General features: G+C 61.3%; 20 protein-coding genes. 15 read left to right on the top strand and 5 right to left on the bottom strand.

Features of this window, described 5'->3' with window-relative positions:
* Positions 1-20: 20 nt before the first annotated feature.
* Complete coding sequence (locus HNP98_RS09905) at positions 21-2,174, bottom strand: hypothetical protein (RefSeq protein ID WP_173809915.1); 2,154 nt, start codon at positions 2,172-2,174, stop codon at positions 21-23.
* Between the two features lie 199 nt (positions 2,175-2,373).
* On the opposite strand from HNP98_RS09905, the gene HNP98_RS09900 reads away from it, so the two are divergent.
* A complete protein-coding gene (locus tag HNP98_RS09900) occupies positions 2,374-3,507 on the top strand; it encodes a DUF3667 domain-containing protein (protein WP_173809914.1) in 1,134 nt (377 codons plus the stop codon).
* Positions 3,508-3,518: 11 nt separating this feature from the next.
* Here the strand turns inward: HNP98_RS09900 and HNP98_RS09895 are convergent, their stop codons facing one another.
* On the bottom strand, positions 3,519-3,995 hold the full coding sequence (locus HNP98_RS09895; protein WP_173809913.1) for a hypothetical protein: 477 nt from the start codon (positions 3,993-3,995) through the stop codon (positions 3,519-3,521).
* 276 nt (positions 3,996-4,271) lie between these two features.
* Between HNP98_RS09895 and HNP98_RS09890 the strand changes: the two genes are divergently transcribed.
* On the top strand, positions 4,272-5,219 hold the full coding sequence (locus HNP98_RS09890) for a 3-oxoacyl-ACP synthase III family protein (protein WP_173809912.1): 948 nt from the start codon (positions 4,272-4,274) through the stop codon (positions 5,217-5,219).
* 84 nt (positions 5,220-5,303) lie between these two features.
* Complete coding sequence (gene arfB / locus HNP98_RS09885; RefSeq protein ID WP_317171088.1) at positions 5,304-5,717, top strand: alternative ribosome rescue aminoacyl-tRNA hydrolase ArfB; 414 nt, start codon at positions 5,304-5,306, stop codon at positions 5,715-5,717.
* Positions 5,718-5,784: 67 nt separating this feature from the next.
* Here arfB and mgtE read toward each other — a convergent pair whose 3' ends face one another.
* Positions 5,785-7,146 carry a magnesium transporter gene (mgtE, locus tag HNP98_RS09880; RefSeq protein ID WP_317171087.1) on the bottom strand — a complete coding sequence of 454 codons (1,362 nt, stop codon included), beginning with the start codon at positions 7,144-7,146 and terminating at the stop codon, positions 5,785-5,787.
* 185 nt (positions 7,147-7,331) lie between these two features.
* Between mgtE and HNP98_RS09875 the strand changes: the two genes are divergently transcribed.
* A complete protein-coding gene (locus tag HNP98_RS09875; protein WP_173809911.1) occupies positions 7,332-8,141 on the top strand; it encodes a cyanophycinase in 810 nt (269 codons plus the stop codon).
* 66 nt (positions 8,142-8,207) lie between these two features.
* A complete protein-coding gene (locus HNP98_RS09870) occupies positions 8,208-9,218 on the top strand; it encodes a toxin-antitoxin system YwqK family antitoxin (protein WP_173809910.1) in 1,011 nt (336 codons plus the stop codon).
* Between the two features lie 61 nt (positions 9,219-9,279).
* Here the strand turns inward: HNP98_RS09870 and HNP98_RS09865 are convergent, their stop codons facing one another.
* Complete coding sequence (locus HNP98_RS09865) at positions 9,280-9,639, bottom strand: YraN family protein (protein WP_173809909.1); 360 nt, start codon at positions 9,637-9,639, stop codon at positions 9,280-9,282.
* Between the two features lie 148 nt (positions 9,640-9,787).
* Between HNP98_RS09865 and lipB the strand changes: the two genes are divergently transcribed.
* The 10 genes from lipB (at position 9,788) to porN (ending at position 20,288) form a co-directional block, all read left to right on the top strand.
* Positions 9,788-10,552 (top strand): lipoyl(octanoyl) transferase LipB, encoded by a 765-nt coding sequence (gene lipB / locus HNP98_RS09860; protein ID WP_173809908.1) that lies wholly within the window; start codon positions 9,788-9,790, stop codon positions 10,550-10,552.
* 78 nt (positions 10,553-10,630) lie between these two features.
* Positions 10,631-11,050, top strand: a complete 420-nt coding sequence (locus tag HNP98_RS09855; protein ID WP_173809907.1) for a hypothetical protein — start codon at positions 10,631-10,633, stop codon at positions 11,048-11,050.
* Positions 11,051-11,097: 47 nt separating this feature from the next.
* Positions 11,098-12,192, top strand: coding sequence for an MraY family glycosyltransferase (locus HNP98_RS09850; protein WP_246275072.1), 1,095 nt, complete (start codon positions 11,098-11,100; stop codon positions 12,190-12,192).
* Positions 12,193-12,208: 16 nt separating this feature from the next.
* Entirely contained in the window at positions 12,209-13,408 is a 1,200-nt protein-coding gene (locus tag HNP98_RS09845; RefSeq protein WP_173809906.1) for a DUF4271 domain-containing protein, read from the top strand.
* Between the two features lie 80 nt (positions 13,409-13,488).
* Entirely contained in the window at positions 13,489-14,286 is a 798-nt protein-coding gene (locus HNP98_RS09840; RefSeq protein ID WP_173809905.1) for a uroporphyrinogen-III synthase, read from the top strand.
* A gap of 185 nt (positions 14,287-14,471) precedes the next feature.
* Positions 14,472-15,467, top strand: a complete 996-nt coding sequence (locus HNP98_RS09835; RefSeq protein ID WP_173809904.1) for a PorP/SprF family type IX secretion system membrane protein — start codon at positions 14,472-14,474, stop codon at positions 15,465-15,467.
* 241 nt (positions 15,468-15,708) lie between these two features.
* Positions 15,709-16,728, top strand: coding sequence for a T9SS ring complex lipoprotein PorK/GldK (gene porK, locus HNP98_RS09830; RefSeq protein WP_173809903.1), 1,020 nt, complete (start codon positions 15,709-15,711; stop codon positions 16,726-16,728).
* Positions 16,729-16,827: 99 nt separating this feature from the next.
* On the top strand, positions 16,828-17,604 hold the full coding sequence (porL, locus tag HNP98_RS09825) for a type IX secretion system motor protein PorL/GldL (RefSeq protein ID WP_246275071.1): 777 nt from the start codon (positions 16,828-16,830) through the stop codon (positions 17,602-17,604).
* Between the two features lie 55 nt (positions 17,605-17,659).
* Positions 17,660-19,246: a type IX secretion system motor protein PorM/GldM gene (gene porM / locus HNP98_RS09820; RefSeq protein ID WP_173809901.1), complete on the top strand. Its 1,587-nt coding sequence runs from the start codon at positions 17,660-17,662 to the stop codon at positions 19,244-19,246.
* Positions 19,247-19,307: 61 nt separating this feature from the next.
* Entirely contained in the window at positions 19,308-20,288 is a 981-nt protein-coding gene (porN, locus tag HNP98_RS09815) for a type IX secretion system ring subunit PorN/GldN (RefSeq protein ID WP_173809900.1), read from the top strand.
* Positions 20,289-20,414: 126 nt separating this feature from the next.
* Here porN and uvrC read toward each other — a convergent pair whose 3' ends face one another.
* Positions 20,415-22,226 (bottom strand): excinuclease ABC subunit UvrC, encoded by a 1,812-nt coding sequence (gene uvrC, locus HNP98_RS09810; RefSeq protein ID WP_173809899.1) that lies wholly within the window; start codon positions 22,224-22,226, stop codon positions 20,415-20,417.
* Between the last annotated feature and the right edge of the window lie 145 nt (positions 22,227-22,371).

The following is a 22,371-nucleotide window of genomic DNA, read 5'->3' as shown; positions in this document are numbered from 1 at the left end:
CGCTACTCAGCAACAGCAGGTTATTTGCCGGGCAGGGGCCCCTGGTCAGGCTTTTGGCCGAGTTGCTGCGCCAGCTTGGCGGGTACACCGGCGCTGTTGAGCAAGCCAATAATTAGGCCTTGCCGCCACAGCGTGAACACCGAAAAGCGCAGCTCGCGCCGCGTTGCCATGCTGCCCACTACCAGGCGGCCGCTGGGGCGGGGGTTGTTGTCGCGAACAACCAACCCGTTGACCACGCCATTTTTTACTCGGCCGAGCAGGGTCTTTTGCACTTGGCCGTTTTTGTAGCCCGGGAATGCAAACTTCAGCCCCTCGTATTCGGCCCACATGCGGCCGGTAGCCTGCCGGCGGTCGGCATTCAGCGCAAACCGAACGCGGCGCACGTGGCCGCTTTTAAAAGCGAGCAGCCGCGTGGGCACCGTCATGGGGTTGAGGATGCCGAACGGGGCCGGCCCAAAAGTGCCCCACAGGCGGTGGCGGCCCTGGGGGTCGAGCAGCGGGGCCACCAGCTGCGCTTGAATGCGGCAGCTGTCCTGCAAGTAGGCCGTGGCCGAACCGGTAAGCGGGTGCCGGAACGACTGCCTGAGCGGGTCGTTGCTGACGTTGCGCAGCGTCCCATCGATGCGGGTGATGCGCAGCCTGCCCACCAGGGGCGTGCGCGGGCTGCGGTAGTACGTGGAAACGGTGCCACCGCGCAAATCAAGCCGCCGCACGTCCACCACTATCTGGAGGTTGCGCATGGCATCGGGGGTGATGACGGACCGGTGCGGGTTGATGGGGCCGCGCCCGTCGCTGCCCAGCTGCACCCAGGGCCGCACCACCGCCAGCCGGCCCATGCGCACCTGGCTACCGCCGGAGAGGGCATAAAAATCCACTTCTTGGGCCAGCAGCGCGTCGATGCGGGCCCCTAGCTGCGATACCTGGTAGCCGCTGCGCAGGTTAAGCTGGGCGGGCGTGAATGCGGGCCGCACCTGCAGGGCGCTGAGGCGGAGCGTGCGCGCTTCGGTGTTGAGCACCAAATGCTCGGCGCTGACGGGGTACGCCGGGGCATCGAAAACGGCGGTGAGGCGGCCGGTGTGCCCGGCCCAGGCCCGGGCGTACACGATGCGCCGGTCCCCCGCCTGCCCCGCGGCCGAATCGACGCGCAAGCCCCGGGCTTCGGCAAATACGTGCCGCGCCACGGGCCGTTCCTGCACACCGGCCACGGCCAAGTACCCGTTGTCGATGGCCAACCGCCCCAAGTCGGCGCGGCTGAACAGCGGCGCCAGCAGCTGCCAGAGCGGCGGCGGGGCCTGGGCCGGCGGCCGGAAGGTCAGCCGGGGCCCCCGCAAGCGCACCGAATCGGCTTCGAAGCGGTGCTCGTGCTGCCAGGTAGCCGCCTGCAAGCCGTAGAGGGCCAACCGGGGCAGTGCCAGGGCCACCCGCACCGCTCCTGGCTTGCCCTGCCCCGGCCCGGGCGGGGCAACCCGCAGCGAATCAAGAACAAACGAGTGGTTTTGGCTCGAAAAGCTGGCCAGTTGGGCCACCAGGCGGTGCCCGCCCAGCCGCCCCGCGAGCCCGTGCAGCGTGGCTTGCCAAGCCGCCGCAAACGCTAACCGGCGCACGTCGGCCGCGCCCGCCGGGGCGAACAGCACATCGCGGGCGCTGATGTCGGCCGAAAGCAACTGCCCCACCGGGGCCCCCGCCGGCCCAAAGCTGCCGCCCGCGTGCCGCAGCAGCAAGTGGCCCAGCCGCAGCGGTTGGCGCTGGTAGAACGGGGCCCCGGGGTGGGGGGCGGGCCGCCGCGCCAAGGCCTCCACGTTTACGCGCAGCGAGTCGAGCACGAGGCTGTCGATCGGCACCGGTTGGCCCCGTAGCAGTGCCAGAAGCCCCACGCCGCTCAGGTCGAGGCGCGCCAGGCGCAGGTGCAAGCGGGGCAGGGTATCGGCCAGGGTGGGGGCAGCGGGGCGAAGGTCAAGGCCGCGCAAGCGCACGGCGCGGGCCAGCAAATCGACCCGCACGCTGCCAATGGTCAACTGGTACTGCGCGTGCGTTTGCTTGGCCACTCGCCGTTCCAAGGTGCGGCGCAGCCAGGGGGCAAGGCCCAGCCATGCGGCTACCAGGGCCCCGCCCACCAGCAGGGCTCCGCCCGCCAATAGCCAGCGCCCCCACGGGCGGGGCGGGGCAGGCGGCACAGAAATAGCCGGGGAAGCTGCTTTGCGCATGGGGCAAGATTCGGAACCCTGCTACGAAAAATGGGCCGCTGAGGGTTGCCAATGGTCTTGCCCTCGGTACTGCCGCAGCCCTGGGCCAAGTACTTGGCCGAACGATATATTTGCGCAAACGGCCCGGGACGCCCATTTTGCCGGCGGGTCGTATTTTCCGCTCGCGCCCATGGCCCACCACGCTACCAAACAGGCCGCCTGCGCCAATTGCGATTACGCCTTTGTGCCCGGCGAGCCCGACGAGTTTTGCCCGAGTTGCGGCCAGCAAAACCACGCCGTCGAAATCGGCTTTGGCCACGTGGCGGAGGAATTTTTGGAAGGTATTTTCCACTTCGACGGCAAAGTGTTCAGCACCGCCAAGCTGCTGCTGTTTCGGCCCGGCGAGCTGACGCGGCGCTTCCTGGCCGGGCACCGGGTGCCCTACGTGCCGCCCATCCGGCTGTACGTGTTCATCAGCTTCGTCTTCTTTTTGCTGCTGGGCACCCAGCTGGGGCACGAAGATGCCGGGGAGGCCGAAAAAAGGGCGGAGCCAGCGGCCACAAAAAAACTTGCCACAACCCCCGATTCCGACAGCATCTCTTTCTTTCAAGGCCCAAAGGCACAGCGCACGGCCAGGAAAAGCGTTGACCAAGCCATTACGAAGGCTTTTGCCGCCCGAGTGGACAGCCTAGCGGCCGCCCCGGCCACGCCCGGGCAACAGAAAGCCTTGAAAGCCGCGCGGCGCGAACAAGCGCGCCTGGTGGCCGCGGCCCGCGCCGGCGGGGGCTTCCAAATTGCCTTTGCGGAAATAAAACGGCTGCCCGCCCACCCCACCGATGCCCAAGTCGACTCGGTGGTGCGCAGCAAGGGGGCGGTGCCCAGTTTAATGAGCCGGCTGGCGGTGCGCCGCACGATACGCTGGCGCGATTCCACCCGCGAAGAAGTGGTGCACCAGTTGCTGCGGGGCGGCTCCATCATGCTGTTTCTGCTGATGCCACTGGCCGCGCTGCTGCTCAAAGGCGCTTACTTCCGGCAGCACCGCTACTACCTCGGCCACCTGATATTTACCGTGCACGTGCAGTGTTTCCTGTTCATCTTCCTGGGCCTGGTGATGGGCCTGGACAAACTAAACGCGCTGCCCGGGTGGCTCAGCAACCTGCTGCTGCTGGTGCCGGCGGTGTATTTCATCGTGGCGCTGCGCACCTTCTACCAGCAAAGCTGGCGCAAAACGGTGGTCAAGTCGCTGCTGCTGGGCGTGGCCTACAGCCTCACCGCACTGCTGTCGCTGCTCACGGTAGGGGCCATCGGGGTGGCGCTGTTTTAGGCCCCCGGCCGCTATTCGCCCCGCAGGCCCCGGAAGATGCCCCGGGTGCGCTCGCCAATGGTTTTGTTGCGCTGCTTGACGAACACGTAGCGGACAGAAAACGCCGTGGGGAAGCGGGCCCAGTCGCTGCTGTTGATTTCCACGCTGGGCTTGAAATCGTAGCTGAGCACGACGGGCAGGAAAGCCACTTTGTACTCGATGCCCACTATGCCGTCGAACCCGCCGTAGCGGCCCGTGTCTTTGTTGTTGCCCAGGTGGCCGCCCGCCCCGAGGTAGTAGTTCAAGCTGCGCCCTAGAATGCCGAAGTGGTACTCGGCCAGCACCGTGCCGCTCACCTCGCGGGCGGCCAGCCCGGCAATGCCCTCCAGCGTGAGGCGCGACGCCACCGCCTGCTGCACCGTGATTCCGTAGGGGCTGCCCAAGCGCAGGCCCGCGGCGGTGCGGTACTTCTGGGCCGCCGCGGGGCGGGCCCCCAGCCCCGCCAGCAACAGGAGGACGGCCCGGGCCCCCCCGCCCCCGCGCCGCCTGTTTCCGCCTGCATTTTTCAGCCCTTCAAACCCAGCTAAAGCCATAATCTTGTACCGCGGCCCGGATGAACTTCGGCCAGCAGCGGGCGTATGAACGTGCGCAGCGGGCGTTTTGATACGTTCGGGCCGGGCCGGGCAATCTCGGGCGGGGCCCGCCCCGTATTTTTGCGGGCGCTTTGCCCCGGGGCTGCTGCGTGGGGCCGCGGCCCGGGTTTTCTTTCGCTAACGGCATCATCTGTGTACTTACACCACGTGGCGGCATATCTGCCAACGGCCATCGTTACCAACGAGCATTTTACCCAACTCAACGGGTTGGCTTCCGACTGGATTATGGAGCGCACCGGCATTGCCGAGCGCCGCAAAGCGGGCCCCGACGAAAACACCAACACCATGGCCGTGGCCGCTACCCAAGCGCTGCTGGCCAAAATTCCGGGCTTCGACCCCGCCGACATTGACCTCATTGTGGTCGGTACCTATACCCCGCACGACACCATTTTTACCGCGGCCCATGCCGTGCAGCGCTACCTGGGCATCAACGACATCCCGACGGTGAGCATCTCGTCGGCCTGCTCGTCGCTACTGAACGCCGTGGAGATTGTGGAGGGCTACTTCGCCATGGGCAAGGCCCGCCGCGCCCTAGTGGTGGTGAGCGAGCACAACACGGCCTACAACAACGAGGCAGACACGATGGCCGGCCACCTGTGGGGCGACGGCGCGGCGGCCCTGCTCATCACCAAGGAGCCGCTGGGGCCCCAGCCGCTGCGCATCGCCGAGGTCATCACCGGCGGGGCGGCCCCCGTGGGCAAGGCCGACGAGGCCGTGACGCTGAAGCCGGTGGAAAAAGGCATCGTGATGCCCTACGGACGCGACGTGTTCCAGCAGGCCTGCACCTACATGACCCGCGTGACGCAAACCTTGCTCGACCGCCACCACCTCGTGGCCAACGACCTCACCTACCTCATCCCGCACCAAGCCAACCTGCGCATTTCGGTGAACGTGACCAAGCAACTGGGCCTCGACCCGGCGCGGGCCGTGAACAACATCCAGCGCCTGGGCAACACCGGTTGCGCCGGGGCCGCCATCGGCCTGGCCGAGGTATGGGACACGCTGCGCCCCGGCAACAACGTCATCATCACCGTATTCGGCGGCGGCTATTCCTACGGGGCCATGCTGCTGACGAAGTAGCATTCATTTAATAGTTATCAATTAACATTTAACAGCCGTTCGGACTGCTTAAACGGTTGTTGAATGTTAATTGATAACTGTTAAATGAAAACCATGCTGCCGCCCGCCGCCGCGTTTCTGCCCGAAATCACCTTCCAAACCAGCCGCGCCAGCGGCCCGGGCGGGCAGAACGTGAACAAGGTGGAAAGCCGCGTGGAGCTACGCTGGCACCTGCTGGATTCGCCGGTGCTAACCGACGAGCAAAAGCAGCTTATCCTGGAAAAGCTGGGGCCCCAGCTCACGGCCGAGGGCCTGTTGCTGCTCACGGCGCAGGACGACCGCAGCCAGCTCCGCAACAAAGAAATCGTGCTGGCCCGCTTCCACGCGCTGCTAATCAAAAGCCTGCACCGCCCCAAGCCGCGCCGCGCCACCAAGCCCAGCCGCGGGGCCGTGCGCAAGCGCCTGGAAGGCAAGAAGATTCAGGGCGAAAAAAAGGCCAACCGCCGCAGGCTGGAGTGAGTTGGAGGATGGGTGAATGAGTGACGGGGCGGTAATCTCATTCACCGACTCACCCCTTCACCCATCGTCAAAGCAGGGTGCCGCGCAGCACCAGCAGCGCCACCGAGAAGTAGATAATCAGGCCCGTCACGTCCACGAGCGTGGCCACGAAGGGCGCGGAGGAGGTGGCCGGGTCCAGGCCCAGCTTCTTGAGGATGAGCGGTAGCATAGAGCCCGCCAGCGAACCCCACAGCACGATGCCCACCAGCGCGAAGCCCACCGTGAGGGCCACCAGCAGCCAGTGGGGCCCGTAGATGGGCGTGATGCTCTGCCAGATGGCGATGCGCCCAAAGCCGACGATGCCCAAAATGATGCCCAGCAGCAGGCCCCCCACGATTTCGCGGCGCAGCACCTGCCACCAGTCGCTGAGCTTAAACTCGCCCAGGGCCATGGCCCGGATGATGAGCGAGGTGGCCTGCGAGCCCGAGTTGCCGCCCGAGCTGATAATCAAGGGGATGAACTGCACCAGCACGATGGCTTTTTTCAGCTCGCCTTCGAAAAACTGCATGGCCGAGGCCGTCAGCAGCTCGCCCAAAAAGAGGATGACAAGCCAGCCGGCCCGCTTTTGCACCAGCCGCAGCAGGGGCATGGTGAGGTAAGGCTCCTCCAGGGCCTCCGAGCCGCCGAATTTTTGGATGTCTTCGGTGTCTTCCTGCTCCCGAATGCTGAGGATGTCGTCGAGCGTCACGATGCCGAGCAGGATGCCCTGGTCGCTCACCACGGGCAGGGCTACCCGGTCGTTGCGCCGGAACACGTCGATGGCGTCTTCCTGGTCCTGGCCGGCCAGCAGCTGCACGAAGCGGCGGTCCATCACGTCGCGCACGCGCACGGTGGGGGCCGAAAGTAAAATTTCGCGGATGCGGATGTCGTCCGTCAGCACGCCGTGCGCGTCGGTCACGTACAGCATGTTCAGCGTTTCGGACTGCCCGCCGTGCTGGCGCACGTAGTCGAGCACCTGCTGCACGGTCCAGTTCTCGCGGATGGCGATGTAGTCGGGCGTCATCAGCCGGCCCACCGAGTACTCGGGGTAGCCGAGCAGCTCCAGCGTCACCTTGCGCTCGGGCTCCGAAAGGCTCTGAATCAGCTCGGCCACGAAGTTGGCGGGCAGGAATTCGAGCAGCGTGGTGCGGTCGTCCGGCGACATCTCGTTGAGGATGTCGGCCATTTTATCCTGGGCCAGGTTGTCGAGGAAGTGCCGCTGCACGTCCAGGTCGAGGTACTCAAATACTTCCGTGGCCAGGCTCAGGGGCAGCAGGCGGAAGATGATGAGCTGCTCCCGCTCGTCCTCGTTCTCGATGAGCGTGACGAGCTCGGCGGGTTGGAAGTTGCGGAGTAGCTGTTTGAGCTTGAAGAATTCACCCTCCTGAATCAGGGCTGTGATGGTTTCCACGGATGGCGACAAAGGCATCATGGCAGGACGGGCGGTAGTGCTTCGCTAGGCTAGCAGGGTTTATGACAAGATTGGGCCACGAAATTACGTCAATTCCGGGCCCAGGCCGTATGCCCAGCGCGGCCCGGGCCCGTCGTCTGGTCAAAACCGCCCATCTTGCCGCTCCAAATCTGCCCCGCTGCTCCATGTCCCGCCCTGTTTCCGTACTCCGCGCCACCCTGGTCCTCTACGGCGGTGGCGGCGACGAGGCCCTGGTGGCGCTGCTGGCCGGCCTGCTGCCCCGCCCCGACGCCCGCATCGAGGTGCTCACCACCGCCACCACCGCCAACCCGGCCCGCACGGCCGCGTCCTACGCCCGCTCGTGGCAGGCGCGGGGCTGTGCCGACGTGGGCCACCTCGAAATCGACGAAACCCACCCCGCCGACGCCCCCGCCACCCTGGCCCGCCTGCGCCGGGCCGACCTGCTGTTCCTGAGCGGCGGCAACCAGGAGCGCCTGACGGACTTCCTGGAAAACTCGGAATTCCTGGCCCTGCTGAAGGAGCGGTGCCGCACCGACGCCGGCTTCGTGCTGGCCGGTACCAGCGCCGGGGCCGCCGCCCTGGCCGAGTTCATGCTCGTGGACGGGCGCGGCTGGCGCAGCCTGCTGCCCGGGGGCATCGGGGTGCGGCCCGGCCTGGGGCTGCTGGCCGGCGTGGTGCTCGACCAGCACTTTGCCGAGCGCCACCGCTACCCGCGCCTATTGCACGCCGTGCTGGCCCATCCCGCGTGCCTGGCCCTGGGCCTGAGCGAAGAAACCGGCCTGCTGCTGCGCCCCGGCCAGCCCGCCGAAGTGTTCGGCGACGAGGTCATCTTCGCCTTCGATGCCGCCCACGCCCAGCACATTAGCCTGGTGGGCCCCGGGGCCCGGCAGCCCATCAGCGGCCACGGCGTGCTGACGCACCTGCTCGTGGCCGGCCAGCGGCTCGACCTGGCCACCCGGCAAGTGGTGGGGTAGGGGCCCCGGCCGCGCACGAAACCCCGTACTTTTGCGTTGATACCGCGAAAAACTCACGTGTCGCTCATGCCTACTTTTCGTTGGGGAGCCCAACTACTGGTGCTGCTGGCGCTGGCCGGGGCCTGCACCCGCAAAACCGTTTCCTTCAATTCCCGGCCCGACCAAGCCCAGGCAATCGCCGCGGCCGATACCCTCACCCACACCGCCGACTCGCTCCGGGGCCGGCCCTCGCTGAGCACGGCCCGGCGCGTGGCCATGGGCAAGGCCGAGGTGCGGGCCGCCAAGGAAAAAGAAAAGGAGGCCCAACGCAAGCCCAGCAAGCGCAAAAAAATATTCCTGGGCGAGCGCATCAAGCGCGGCTTTGCCAAGTCGGGCGGCAAGGGCCGCAACCAGGCCATCGAGGTGTTCTACTACCTGAAATATTTCCAGCAGCCCAACCTGCAGGCCCCGGCCCGCTACTACTACGACCCGAAGAAGCACAAAATCTTCAAAGCCGCCGCCGGCGAGCTGGACCCCAGCGCCAAAATCCTGCACGGGCCTTATAAAAAGCTGCAAAACAATAAAGTGCTTGAAACCGGCTTCTACGCCTTGGGTGTGAAGCACTTGCGCTGGGAGCGCTACGACCGCAACGGCACGCTGCTCAGCAAAACGCACTACGAGATGGGTTTCCCGCGCGACGCCAACATCACGTACTTCGACGCCGGCCGCACCCAGCTGAAGGAAGTAGTGCCCTACGTGAACGGTAAGCTGGAAGGCGATTACGCCAGCTACACCGCCACCGGCCAGCGCGAATGGACCGGCCAGTTTGAAAACGGCCGCCGCGTGGGCGTCTGGACCAATTTCTGGGCCGTGAAGAAAAACTTCCGCCACTACGAGTACCAGTACCCCGAAAGCGGCTACGACCCCGAAGTAGAGGTCCCCGAGCTACTCAAAGAGTTCACCCGCAACGGGGTGGAAGTGTACGACAAGGAAAAAAACATCGACAAGCGCGGCGAGCCCGAGCCGTCGCCCACGGCCCCCGGCCGCGTGCCCCCGGCGCGGGGCCACGTGCTGCCCAAGCGGGCCCAGGCCCGGTAGCGGCCCCCAGCCGCGACCAAGCACCGCCGGGCCACGCCCCCTTGGTGCGAACTATTAACCTCTAGTAAAATGCGTCCTCGAACGCCTCGACCAAGAAGCTGCCGTCGCGGCGCAGGGTGAGGGCCAGGATGTCGAAACGGATGTCGCCGCGCCAGTCCAGTTCCTCTTGCAAGTGGGTGGCAGCCAGGCGGAACAACTCCTTTTTGCGAGCCGAAACGAAGGTTTCGGGTGGCCCGTACTGGCCGCCGGAGCGAGTTTTCACCTCTGCAAATACCAGCAAGGCGGTGCCTTGGCGCAGTACCAAGTCCACTTCGGCGCGGCCGTGGCGGTAGCCGCGGGCCAGCACCTCGTAGCCGCGGGCCAGGTAGAACGCGGCGGCGGCGGCTTCGCCGGCCTGGCCCAGGGCGTGGGGGGCGTGCATGAAAGAAGAAAAGGGGAAACGGGGACGGCCGGCGGGAACCCGCCCAAGCCTAAACCCCTTTGTACCTTTGCGGCCCGGGGGCGGGGCGAAGGTAGGGCCGGGCCGCCGCGCCCCGCCATTGGCCAACACTATCCGCTGCACCCGCCTGATGACCAACGCTCCTGCCCTAACCGATGCCGCCGCGCCGCGCCTCGCCGCCCCCAACCGGGTGCTGGCCGTGCGGCGGCTGGGCCTGGTGCCCTACGAGCCGGCCTGGGCGTTGCAGGAAGAGCTGCTGGCCGCCACGGTGGCCATCAAAACCGGCAACCGGCAGGCCCAAGCTGCCGGCACGGCCCCCGCGCCCACGCCCAACCACCTGCTGCTGTGCCAGCACCCGCACACCTACACGCTGGGCAAGAGCGGCAAGCCCGAGCACCTGCTGCTCGACGCCGCCGGCCTGGCCCGCCACGGGGCCACTTACCACCGCATCAACCGGGGCGGCGACATTACTTACCACGGCCCCGGCCAGCTCGTGGGCTACCCCATCCTCGACCTCGACAACTTCCGCCCCGACATTCACTGGTACCTGCGCACACTGGAGGAAGCCGTGCTGCTGACCCTGGCCGGCTACGGCCTGCGGGCCGGCCGCATCGCGGGCCTCACCGGGGTGTGGCTGGGTTGGGAGGAAGGGGCGTCTAACCCGCGCAAAATCTGCGCGTTGGGCGTGAAGTGCAGCCGCTGGGTGACCATGCACGGCTTTGCCCTCAACGTGAACCCCGACCTCGGCTACTTCGGCCACATCGTGCCCTGCGGCATCGCCGACAAAGCCGTGACCTCGCTGGCCCAGGAGCTGGGCCGCCCCGTGCCGGTCGAGGAAGTGCAGGAGCGCCTTCTGCCGCACCTGCTCCAACTTCTCGGTGCCACCACTGCTTAAGCCGCCGTTTTTTCTCGCACGAGCGGGCCCCCAATCATCCGTTGCCATCCGTTAAAATCTATTAAATCCGCGGCTCTTTTGAAGCAAGATATTCACTTTGACCCTGTAGAAGGTGTTTCGGTGGCCATTATACCGGCCGAAGACGGAGCCCTCACGCCCGCGGGGCAGCCCGTGTGGCAGGTGTACCTGCTCAACCACAACGCCTACCCGCTCCGCAGCGTCATCGTGAATGCCCACGGCTACGGCCAGCAGCCCGACGGCGAGGCGGTGCGCACCTCCACGTTGCGCTACCTGTTCGAGGAGGTGCCGCCCCGCACGGCCGTGCCCGTCGAGCCCCTCGACCCTGCCCTGTTCCACCTCAACAACCAGTACTGGGTAAGCTACTACCGCGGCGAACAGATTTTTGACAAGAAATATATTTTCGTGCCCGACTCCATCGTGCCCGAGAACTTCATCCACATCTCGCTGCTCGACCGGGCCGGCGTGTTGCACGGCTAGCGGCCTCCAGCCACCGGCCGGCCGCCTTACCCTATGTCCTATTCTTTATGAACCCGATTAGTATTCAGCTGGCGCTGTCGGCGGGGTGGGCCTTTTTGGTGGCGCTGTTCGCCGTGCCGTCCATCATCCACATCGCCCACCTCAAAAACATGCTCGATACGCCCAACGGGCGCACCGTGCACTCGTCGCTGACGCCGCGCCTGGGCGGGGTGGCGGTATTTGCGGGGTTCATGTCGGCCCTTACCATCTTCGCCCCCCTGCAAAACGGCGTGAAAGAGCTGCTGGCGGGCTGCATCATCCTGTTCTTCGTGGGCCTGAAAGACGACCTCGTGGGCATGTCGGTGTTCAAGAAATTTGTGGGCCAGCTGCTGGCCACGGGCATCGTGATGATTATGGCCGATGTGCGCATCACCAGCTTCCAAGGCATTTTGGGGGTTTACATGCTGCCAGTGGGTATCAGCTACGCCTTCACGCTGGCCACCATCGTGGGCATCACCAACGCCATCAACCTCATCGACGGCCTCGACGGCCTAGCCGGCTCCATCGTGCTCATCATCATGGGCACGTTTGGCTTCTATTTCTACCGCTACGGGGGCGAAAATTTTAGCAACTACGCCTTCGTGGCGGTGTGCCTAATGGGGGGTATGGTCGGCTTTTTGCGCTATAATTTCCACCGGGCTCCCATTTTCATGGGCGATACCGGCTCGCTCGTTTGCGGATTTATTGTGTCGGTGCTGGCCATTCAGTTCATTGAGCTGGGCGGGCAGCCGGGCACGCAGTTGCCGTTCAGCGCCACGCCGGCCGTGGCGCTGGGCGTCTTGTTCGTGCCGCTGTTCGATACGCTGCGCGTGTTTGTGATTCGCATGGCGGCCGGCCAGTCGCCCTTCGCTCCCGACCGCAACCACATCCACCACCGCCTGCTGGGCATGGGCTTCTCCCAAATCAGCACCGTGCTGCTGCTAGGGGCCCTCAACCTGCTGGTCATCTTGTTCGTGATTCATTTTGCGGACCTCGGCAACTTGGCCCTCATCGGCATCCTGGTAGGGTTTTCGGTGCTGCTGAGCGTGTTCATTGGCGTGTACCAGAGCCGCCTGCGCCGCGAAACCGTGGCGGCCCCGCCCCGTCCCCAAACCCACCCTTAACCCCCCGGCCCACGTGATGGCGGTGCTGCTCTTCGTTGCTGGCTGGTGGGCCCCGGGGCGGGCGTGGGCCTGGCTCGGGCTCGTCGTACTGCTGTTGGGGGCCCTGGGCAGCCGGGCCGCCGAGTACCAGCCCCTGCCACCGGCCGCGCCCACGGGCATCACCGCCGACTGGCTCATTCACGACGTGGGCCGCAACCGGCTCATTTTGTATCTGCCCGGCTACCACGCCCCCGCTCACGCCTACTACCAGTACGTGCGCCTGCGCCGCGGCCAGCCATTTCCAGTGGCCTTCGCGGCCCAACGCGGCCTGAGCCTGTTTCTAGATAACCAGCTGGTGTTCACGGCCGGACGTACCGGGTCGTATGCCTTTGACCTGGCGCAGCGGCTGCCCCCGGGCCAAGCCCTCGGCACCCACCTGCTGGGCGTGTGGCAGCCCGGCGGCAGCCCGGCGCTTGCCTCGTTCACTTCAGCGCCGGCCGCCACCCCCGATGCCACCCCCGATACCGTGGCCGAGATTGCCCAGGTGCGCCAGCCCGTCCCCCTCGGGCAAAACGTGCTGCTGGGGTTTTTGCTGGCGCTGGGCCTGCTCTACGGCGGGGTGCGGGCCACGTACCAGCCCGGCCTGGCCCGCATGTTCCGGTTCGATGAGCTGTTCGGCAACACCTCCGACCAAGGGACATTTCTGGCGCGACCGGCCTTTTCGGTGCTCAACGCTGTGCTGGTACTGTTGTTCGGCGTGTCTTTCGCCCTGCTGCTCACGGCTTTGCACACCGGGCTCGAAAACCTGCCCCTGGTGGGCCAGCTGGTGGTGGTGCCCGAGCGGGCCGTGGTGGCGCGCGTGCTACTCTATGCGGTCCTCATCGCCGGCTTTGTGCTGGGCAAGTATCTGTATGTGTCGTTGCTGGCCTACACATTCGACTTGCGCGAGCTGGCCGCCGTGCAGTACCGGGAATTTTTACGCAGCACCCTGCTGGCCGGCTTGTTCCTGCCCTTTGTGCTGCTGCTCTACCTGGGCCTGAACGGCCGCCACCCCGCCGCCGTGCACGCCGTGGCCGCGGTCGTTATTGCTTTGGTGCTGGTGGGGGCCGTGCTGCGGGTGCTCTACACCGTGCACCAACGCGCGTCGCTGCTTAATCTTCATTTGTTTGCGTACCTTTGTGCTACCGAAATACTGCCCCTGCTGGTTCTACTAAGGCTGTTGGTGTTTTCTACCTAGTTATTCCCGGGTGGCCTAAGCCCGGTCTTTGCCCAGATTTCTTTCCCCTATCGTTCTAGCAGTACTCCTATTTTCCTTGTATGGCCGAGAGTGCAGACACGCCGGGTGCCGGCCGGCACGCCAAGCGCATCCAAAGCATTTTGGTAACCCAGCCGAAGCCCACCAACGAAACGTCCCCTTACTCGGCCCTGGCTGAGAAATACGGTGTTCGGGTTGATTTCCGAGAGTTTATCGAAGTGCAGCCGGTTTCTTACAAAGATTTTCGGCGCGACAAAATCAACATTGCGGAGTTCACCGCGGTAATCTTCACCAGCCGCAACGCCGTTGACCACTTCTTCCGCATTTGCCAGGAAGCCAAGCTCGAAATGCCGGCCGAAATGAAGTATTTCTGCATTTCGGAGCAGACGGCCAACTACTTGCAGAAGTACATCGTGCTGCGCAAGCGCAAGCTGTTCGTGGGGTTGCGCACCGCTGCTGATTTGTTTGATGTCATCAAAAAACACAAGGGCGAGAATTTTCTCTACCCCTGCTCCGACATCCGCAAAGACGACCTGCCCGTGTTCATGCGGGCCAACAACCTCAAGTTTACCGAGGCCGTCATCTACCGCACGGTGGCCAGTGACCTGTCTGACTTATCGGATGTGAAGTACGATTGCCTGGCGTTTTTCAGCCCCTCGGGCATCAGCTCGCTGTTTGTCAACTTCCCCGATTTTGTGCAGGATGGTACCCGCATCGCGGCCTTTGGCCCCACCACGGCCAAGGCTGTGCGCGACGCTAACCTAGAACTGGATATTGAAGCTCCTATGCCTAATGCGCCGTCGATGGCCGGGGCCATCGAGGCGTACATCCGCCGCAATCAGCTGGCCGCGCAGGCGTAGCCAACGGGCCTTTAGCTAATCAGTAATTACATCCCTTTCGGACGCCGGAAACTTTGTTTTCGGCGTTCTTTGTTTGGGCGGGTAGCCTGCTAGTAGCCCACGATTTAGTACTACATTTGAAAGGGCATCACATAGCCCTTTTGGACTGCCCTGGCTGCTTCCTTTCTCTCCTGGTTTTTCGCAACATGAAAACAAGCGTACTTGCTCTTCTTCTGTTGGCCGGTGGCGCGGCTCCGGTCTTGGCGCAGCAGCAGCCGCAGTTCACGCACTACGGCTTTAATGGGATGTACCTCAACCCGGCCTACGCGGGTATTAAAGGGCAGGGTGAAATCAACGTTATCGGCCGTTACCAATACTACAACCTTGGCAATACCCGGGGCGATGCCAATGGGTCGCCCCGCACGGGCTTGCTTACGGCTTCGCTGCCCATACCAGCCCTCAGCGGCGGCGTTGGCTTGACGGTGAGCTACGACCAAGCTGGGGAAGTAAAAGTAACCAATTCTACGCTCTCGTATTCGCAGCACATAAAGCTGGGAGCTGGCAAGCTGGGCATTGGTATTCAAGGCACCTATACCTACTTAAGTGCGGGCACGTTCGTGGCCATCGACCCCACCGACCCGTATATTCCCTACAATGGTTCGGACCGTAAGTTTGATGCCGGCGCAGGCATTTGGTATGAGTCACCCAAGTTTTACGCTGGGCTGAGTGTCAACAACCTGCTTCGCTCCACTTATCATTTTTCCAATCAGTACGGCAACGCAATTCCTTCGTACTTAGGAGAAAATCACGCTTATTTCACGGCAGGATACAATATCGAAGCGTCGTCTTCCGTTGTCGTCACGCCTACAGTATTGGTCAAGGCCGTCTTGCCTGGCAGTTTTAGCTCGGGCGACAAGCTGAGCAACTCGAAAAATTATTCTTTCGAGGGCGGCGTTCGCGCCACACTCGACGATAAATATTGGATAGGTGCAAACTATCGCCAGCAAGAATCCGTTTCGGGCTTAGTAGGTGTAAGCTTTGCTAAAGACAACGCTGTACGCCTAGGCCTAGCTTACGATTTTATTGCATTTAACCAAGATGCTCGGGCCACCAGCTCGTATGAAATTCTGCTCTCGTACCGTTTGCCCAAACCCGGATTGCTCATTCGGCCAGCCATCCGCACGCCTCGCTACAGTTTCTAGCCCATTGCCTTATTGCTAAAAACGCTGTTTTTCAACTGTTAAGGCATATTACGTCCTTGCTTTTGCCTGCCAAGCACTCGTGCCTGCCATTCTACCAATTCGTTTGGGTTGTTTCGCCTGCCTTTGCAGCCCTTGTGGCAGCGATAAAAAAATATTGTGCAATTGTGCTGGAAATTGTATATTTGCCAGCCGAACAACATAACCCGATAGCTCTGCCAATTTAAAACATTGCTTTACTCCCATGAATAAGTTACTCGCATTATCTTTATTCGCGCTTTCTGGGGCCCTTTTAGGGGGGTGCAGCTTCAGTAAAAGCAACGAAGGTGAATTGGTCGGCGCGCAGGACCGGCCTTATTATAATCCTCAAGAAGTACCTTTTGGAATGGTACCCTGCCCGGGCGGAACGTTTCACATGGGCCAGACTGATCAGGACATTTCCGCGTCGATGGTCAACATGAACAAGCAGGTGACCATCGCCGGCTTCTACATGGACGAGACAGAAATCACCAACAACAAGTACCGGCAGTTCATCGAAGCCATCAAGCAGGACTCGCTGGATGTGCTGGGTGAAGAGTACGTGATGACGGAATTGTACCCTGACACGACGGTGTGGGTGCGCGACTTCACTTACCACATGGGCGACCCCTTGCTGGAGTACTACTACACCCACCCCGCTTTCGACGACTATCCGGTAGTGGGCGTGGACTGGTTCGCCGCTAAATACTTTTGTAACTGGCGCACCAAGTACCGTAACGCCACCCGCGAGGAGCGCGGCGATGCTGCCGACCCCAACTTCCGCTTGCCCTCAGAAGCTGAGTGGGAATACGCCGCTCGCGGCGGCCGCGAAGGTGCTACGTATCCTTGGGGTGGGCCGTACCTGCGCAATACCAAGGGCTGCATGTTGGCCAACTTCAAGCCAGGTCGGGGCGACTATGTTAGCGACGGCTATGCTTACACTTCGGAGGTAGGTTCATTCTTCCCTAATGATTTCGGCCTGTATGATATGGCTGGCAACGTAGCCGAGTGGTGCGACGATGCTTACATGGAAGCCTCCGTGCCCGTGGTGTGGGACTTGAACCCGACCAACCCCGACGACAACGAACCCCGCAAAGTGGTGCGCGGCGGCTCGTGGAAAGACATTGCCTACTTCCTCGAAACCGGCACCCGCAACTTCGAATACCAGGATTCGGCCCGCTCTTACATCGGTTTCCGTTGCTCGATGATCCAAATCGGCATGGGCACCAACCGCAAACTCAACTAATAAAAACCAGCTAACCAACTCACAACCAATTTTTTCACAATCTACCTCTAAAAATTTACTAAGATGGCCGCTAAAAAAAGTTTCCTATATGATGACGTGATGCCTAAGGTATATGGCATCGGTGCCGCCGTAGTTATTGTTGGTGCCCTATTTAAAATCGAACACTTTAAAGGTGCTGACATCATGCTGATGGTAGGCTTGGGCACCGAAGCCGTTATCTTCTTCCTAAGCGCTTTCCAGCCCCATTCTTCCGACCACGATTGGTCGCTGGTGTACCCGGAACTGAGCGAGGGCTACGACCCCAGCACGAATGACAACCGCTTCCGCGACAGCAAGAGCCAAGTAAATGGCTTGACCGGTAAGCTGGATGAAATGCTGAAAAATGCTAACGTCACCCCCGAGGCCCTCACCAACCTAGGCCAGGGCTTGAATCGTCTCAGCACCACCACCGCGCAACTCGGCCAACTCGGCGACGCGACCAACGTGACCGACGAGTACACCAAGAAAGTGCGTACCGCGGCCGATTCGCTCGATAAAATCAATGTGGCTTACTCGAATACCGCCGCGGCCATCACCTCGCTGGCCGATGCCACGGGCGACGCCAAGGAGTACCACCAGCAAGTGCAAAACGTGACCAAAAACCTCGGGGCCCTGAATGCGGTGTACGAGATGGAGTTGCAGGACGCCAACACGCATCTTAAGTCCATGAATCAGTTCTACGGTACGCTGGGCAAGGCGATGGACAACATGACCCAGGCCGGCAAAGACACCGAGCAATTTCAGAAGCAAGTAGCGGACCTGACCGGCAACCTGACTTCGCTCAACCGTGTGTACGGCAACATGTTGAACGCTATGCGCGCTCCGGCCCAGGGCTAATCCGGCAAGTTTACTTTATACGATTCCTATTATCCATTTTTAAAGGAAACCCATAATGGCGGGCGCAAACGAAACACCGCGGCAGAAAATGATTGGCATGATGTACCTCGTACTGACAGCATTGCTGGCACTACAGGTAAACTCAGCCATCCTGCTGAAATTTAAATTTATCGACGACAGCTTGATTGGTGTGAACGATAAAACTTCGGTCGCGGCTGATGGCACCGTAAAGGGTATCCAGGATGCCGTGGTTAAAAACCAAAACCAGGCCCGCGATAAAACGGTGCTCGCCCAAAGCGAAGAAATCCGCGCGAAGACCAAAACTACGGTAGCCTACCTGCGCGACTTGCGCGACAAGCTGCTAGCTGCTTCGGAGAACGTTAAAGGTTCGGCAGAAATTAAAAACATGAGCGCCGAGGACAAGGTGGCCATCACGATGATCGGGAGCAAGAAGGAAGGTTTGGCTTACCCAATGAAGGCCACGCTGAACGACTACGCCAGCTACATCAAAACCTACGTGCCCTCGGCCCAGCCGTTGGCAATGGACGGCAGCGAAGACCCGCTGGTGAAAACCATGCCCGAGCAGCGCAACAAAGATTTCGCGGAGTTAAACTTCGAGAACACGCCACTAGTAGCCGCGTTGGCCGTGCTGTCGCAGAAAGAAACCGAAGTGCTGAAATACGAAGCCGATGCCCTTTCGGCCCAGGCCCAGAAAGTAGGTGCCAAAACCATCGTATTCGACAAAATCGGGGCTTTTGCTTCGGCCGAGTCGAACACCGTGGCCGCCGGTACTAAGTACAATGCTGAACTGTTTTTGACTGCTGCGGCTACCAGTATCCACCCGTCGATGACGTTGAATGGCGGTTCATTGGCAGTGGGCCCCGACGGGCACGGTAAAGTATCGTTTGTGGCCCGCCCGGGTAGCTTCGATGCCGCTGGCAATGCCAAGGCTTCGTGGACTGGCTCGATTCGTTTCAACCAGAACGGCCGCGATACCACGTTCAAAGTATTGGTTCCTTACACCGTCACCAAGCCGGTGATGCAGATTCAGTCGGCTTCGGTGCAGGCGCTTTACTTCAAGTGCGGTAACAAGTTGAGCGTGCAGGTTCCCGCCTTGGGGGCCCAGTACAAGCCTAGCTTCTCGGCTTCGGGGGCTGCTACCATTCAGGGCAGCAAGCTGGGTGATGTAACGCTGGTACCTAACTCGAAAGAGGTGACCCTGAACGTGAGCAGCGGCGGCAACGCCATTGGTTCGCAGACTTTTCAGGTGCGCCCCATCCCCAAGCCGGAGATTAAGTGCTTTGTCGGCGGCCGCGAGGCTAACGAAAAGCAAGGTACCCCCGGTACTGCCGTGCGTTCGCTGTCGCTGAAAGCCATTCCAGACGCTGGTTTCGCAACCTTTCTGCCCGAAGACGCGCGCTACCGCGTGTCGAACTATGAGGTGACACTGGTACGGGGCAAGCGTCCGGCCCTTCCCCCCAAAACTGTGTCGGGTCCCGAGGCCAACCTGAGCGATGTGGTCAATGCTTACCGTGAGGGCGACCGTCTTTACATCGAAGTGAAAGGCGTACAGCGCCAGAACTTCCAAGGCAATGTGGAGCCGGTGAGCGTATCGCGCACTTTCAACATCCCGCTGCTGTAATACTAAACTATCTGGGTCCGGCGTTGACCGGCTGTCTTATCCCCGCATATTCCGAGTTTTTATGAAAGCTACCCAAACGCTGGCCATCCTGGCCGCTGGCCTCACCATTAGCACTGCTGCCTTGGCTCAGGAGCAAGCCACTACGGCCAGCAGTACGGGCTCGCGCCGGCCGATTCCGTTATCCGACCAGATGTTTCGCAAAAGCATTTGGCGTGCCATCGACTTGCGCGAGAAGCAGAACAAGCCGATGTTTTCGGAAGGCAAGGAAATTACCCGCGTCGTTATCGATGCGGTGAAGCGGGGCGAAATTCAGGCGTACAGAAATGACTCGTTGACGTCAACGTTTACTCCGGCCGAGGTTTCGTCCAACATGTCGTATGCTGACAAATCTAATGAGTTGAGCGCTGATGAAAAAGCCGCTGGCTTCAGTGAAAGCGACTTGGGCGGCGGTGCAGCGGCCGACGATGGTTGGGGCGCCCCGGTCAAAAAGAAGTCAACTGCCGCCACCCGTCGGCCTAAGATGGTCAACGGTAAAGTTTTGAAAGACAGACGGGGTAAGGTAATCTATGAGACGGTGCCTGCCATAGCTGCTGCTCCCGTAGTGAAAAAGTCTGACAGCTTCGAGTACCGCCCCAAGGATTTGTACCAATTGGAGTTGAAAGAGGACATGATTTTCGACAAGAAACGGTCGCGCATGTACCACGACATCAAAACCATCTCAATTTTGGTGCCCTCTACGCTTACCCAAAATGCCTCGGGTATTGAGAAAACTGTGGGCGTTTTCAAGTACAGCGATTTGGTAAAAGTGTTCCGCGCCAATCCGCAGAATGCCATCTGGTTCAATGCCCAGAACGATGCCCAACACAAAAACCTGGCTGATGCTTTTGAGCTTTGGCTGTTCAACTCCTATATCACCAAAGTATCGAACGCTGGCGATTCCCGCCTCGACGACATCTACGGCGGGCAGCAGCAAGGCATTCTAGCCGCGCAGCAAACGGCCGCCGATTTGGTTGAGTACGAATACAACCTGTGGTCTTTTTAAGGCTGTAGATTTAACGGATTTCAACGGGTCAGACGAATTTTTGAGGTTTAGCTTGTTGCTTTGATGAACACAAGAAAGACCCCGGCTGGATAGCCGGGGTCTTTCTTGTGTTGGTGGAGGGCTAAACTACTCAGCGGGCTCGGCTTCCTGTTGGGCGAAGTAGGCTTGGAGTACCTTGGTTTTGGCTCTGCCTACTTCAGCAATTAGTTCGGCTTCGCTCAACTCGCGGATTTTCTTGACAGACTTAAACTTGCTTAGAAGTTTGTCAGCGGTGATGGGCCCCAGACCTTTTACTTCGGTTAGCTCGGTTTTGAGGGTGCCCGCGTCGCGCAGCGAGCGGTGGAAAGTGATGCCGAAGCGGTGTACCTCGTCGCGCATCCGCTGGAAGAGGCGCAGCGACTCGCTCTTTTTGTCTATGTAGAGGGGCAGCGGGTCGTTAGGCACGTAAATCTCCTCCAGTCGCTTGGCGATGCCGATAACGGGGATTTGGCCCCAGAGATTCAGGTCTTTCAACGCTTTTACGGCCATGCTGAGCTGGCCCTTGCCGCCGTCCACAATCACGAGCTGGGGCAGGCTGGCCCCCTCGTCGGTGAGGCGGCGGTAGCGGCGGTGCACCACCTCGTACATGGACTGGAAGTCGTCGGGGCCCACCACGGTTTTGATGTGGTAGTGGCGGTAGTCCTTCTTGCTGGGCTTGGCGTTGCGGAAGCACACCATGGCCGCCACCGGGTTGTCGCCCTGGAAGTTCGAGTTGTCGAAGCATTCGATGTGCTTGGGCAAGTCCTTGAGGCGCAGGTCTTTTTTGATGGTTTCCATGATGCGCACCTCGTTGAGGTCCTTGCTGCGCTCGTTCATGCTTTCCTTCTCCTTGCGCACGTACAGCACGTTTTTCAGGCCCAGCTCCAGCAGTTTGCGCTTATCGCCAATTTGCGGCACCGTGAGCGTGACGCCCGGCAGCGGCAAGTCGAGGGGCACGTTGGACAGGATTTCGCGGGCCTCGCTCTCAAACTCCTGCCGCAGCTGCATGGCCAGCGGGGCCAGGATTTCGGCGTCGGGCTCGTCGAGCTTTTTGGTCACCTCCAAGCTCTGGGTGAGGATGATGGAGCCGTTCATCACCTTCATGTAAGAAATGAAGGCGGCTTTCTCGTTGGAAGCAATGGCAAACACGTCGATGTTAGTCAGGGTGTCGCTTACGATGGTACTTTTAGCTTGGAAGGCATCTAGCTTGTCGAGCTTCACCTTGAACTGGTGGGCCAGCTCGTACTGCATCTCCTGCGCTGCCCGGGTCATCTGCTCGCGGAAGTACTGCTTGGGAATGCGCAAATCGCCGTTCAGGATTTGCCGAATCTGGGCGATGTAGCCGTTGTAAGTCGCCTCGTCCTCCTTGTCCTCGCAGGGCCCCTTGCAGTTGCCCAGGTGGTACTCCAGGCACACCTTGAACTTGCCGGCGGCCACGTTTTGAGGGGCTAGGTTATACGTGCAGGTGCGCAACGGGTACAGGGCCCGAATCAGCTCCAACAGCACGTTCATGGCCGTGCCGGTGGCGTAGGGCCCGTAGTAGCGCGAGCCATCGTTAATCTTTTGGCGGGTGGGCAGCAGGCGCGGAAACCGCTCGTTGGTGAGGCAGAGGTAGGGGTAGGTTTTGCCGTCCTTCAGCAGGATGTTGTACTTGGGCTGGTGCTGCTTGATGAGGTTGTTTTCCAGCAAAAAAGCATCCGACTCCGAATCTACAATCGTAAATTCCAGCCGCTTGATGTTCTTCACCAGCTGCTGGGTTTTCTTGTTGTGGTCCTGCTTGCTGAAGTAGCTGCTCACCCGCTTGCGCAAGTCAATGGCCTTGCCCACGTAGATGATGCCTTCGTCGTCAAAATATTTGTATACCCCCGGCCGGTGGGGCAGGCGGTTAATTTGTTCTTGCAGTTGGGGAGAAGCGGCCACGGGTATCACAGATTTAAAGTACTTCGCTGGGGCCTGTTCTTCACAGCAAGACAAAGCCAGCCAGTAGTAACAGGAAGGGAACGGCAAAAGTCACCAGTTTTTGCCGTTCCCGCCTTTTTGCTCGTTGCTGCCCCGGAGCAGCGAA

The sequence above is a fragment of the Hymenobacter caeli genome (assembly GCF_013294115.1).
In the GTDB taxonomy this organism is placed as follows: Bacteria; Bacteroidota; Bacteroidia; order Cytophagales; family Hymenobacteraceae; genus Hymenobacter; species Hymenobacter caeli.
The sequence above is the reverse complement of the archived record's forward strand: the minus strand, read 5'-3'. Positions and strand labels throughout refer to the sequence as shown.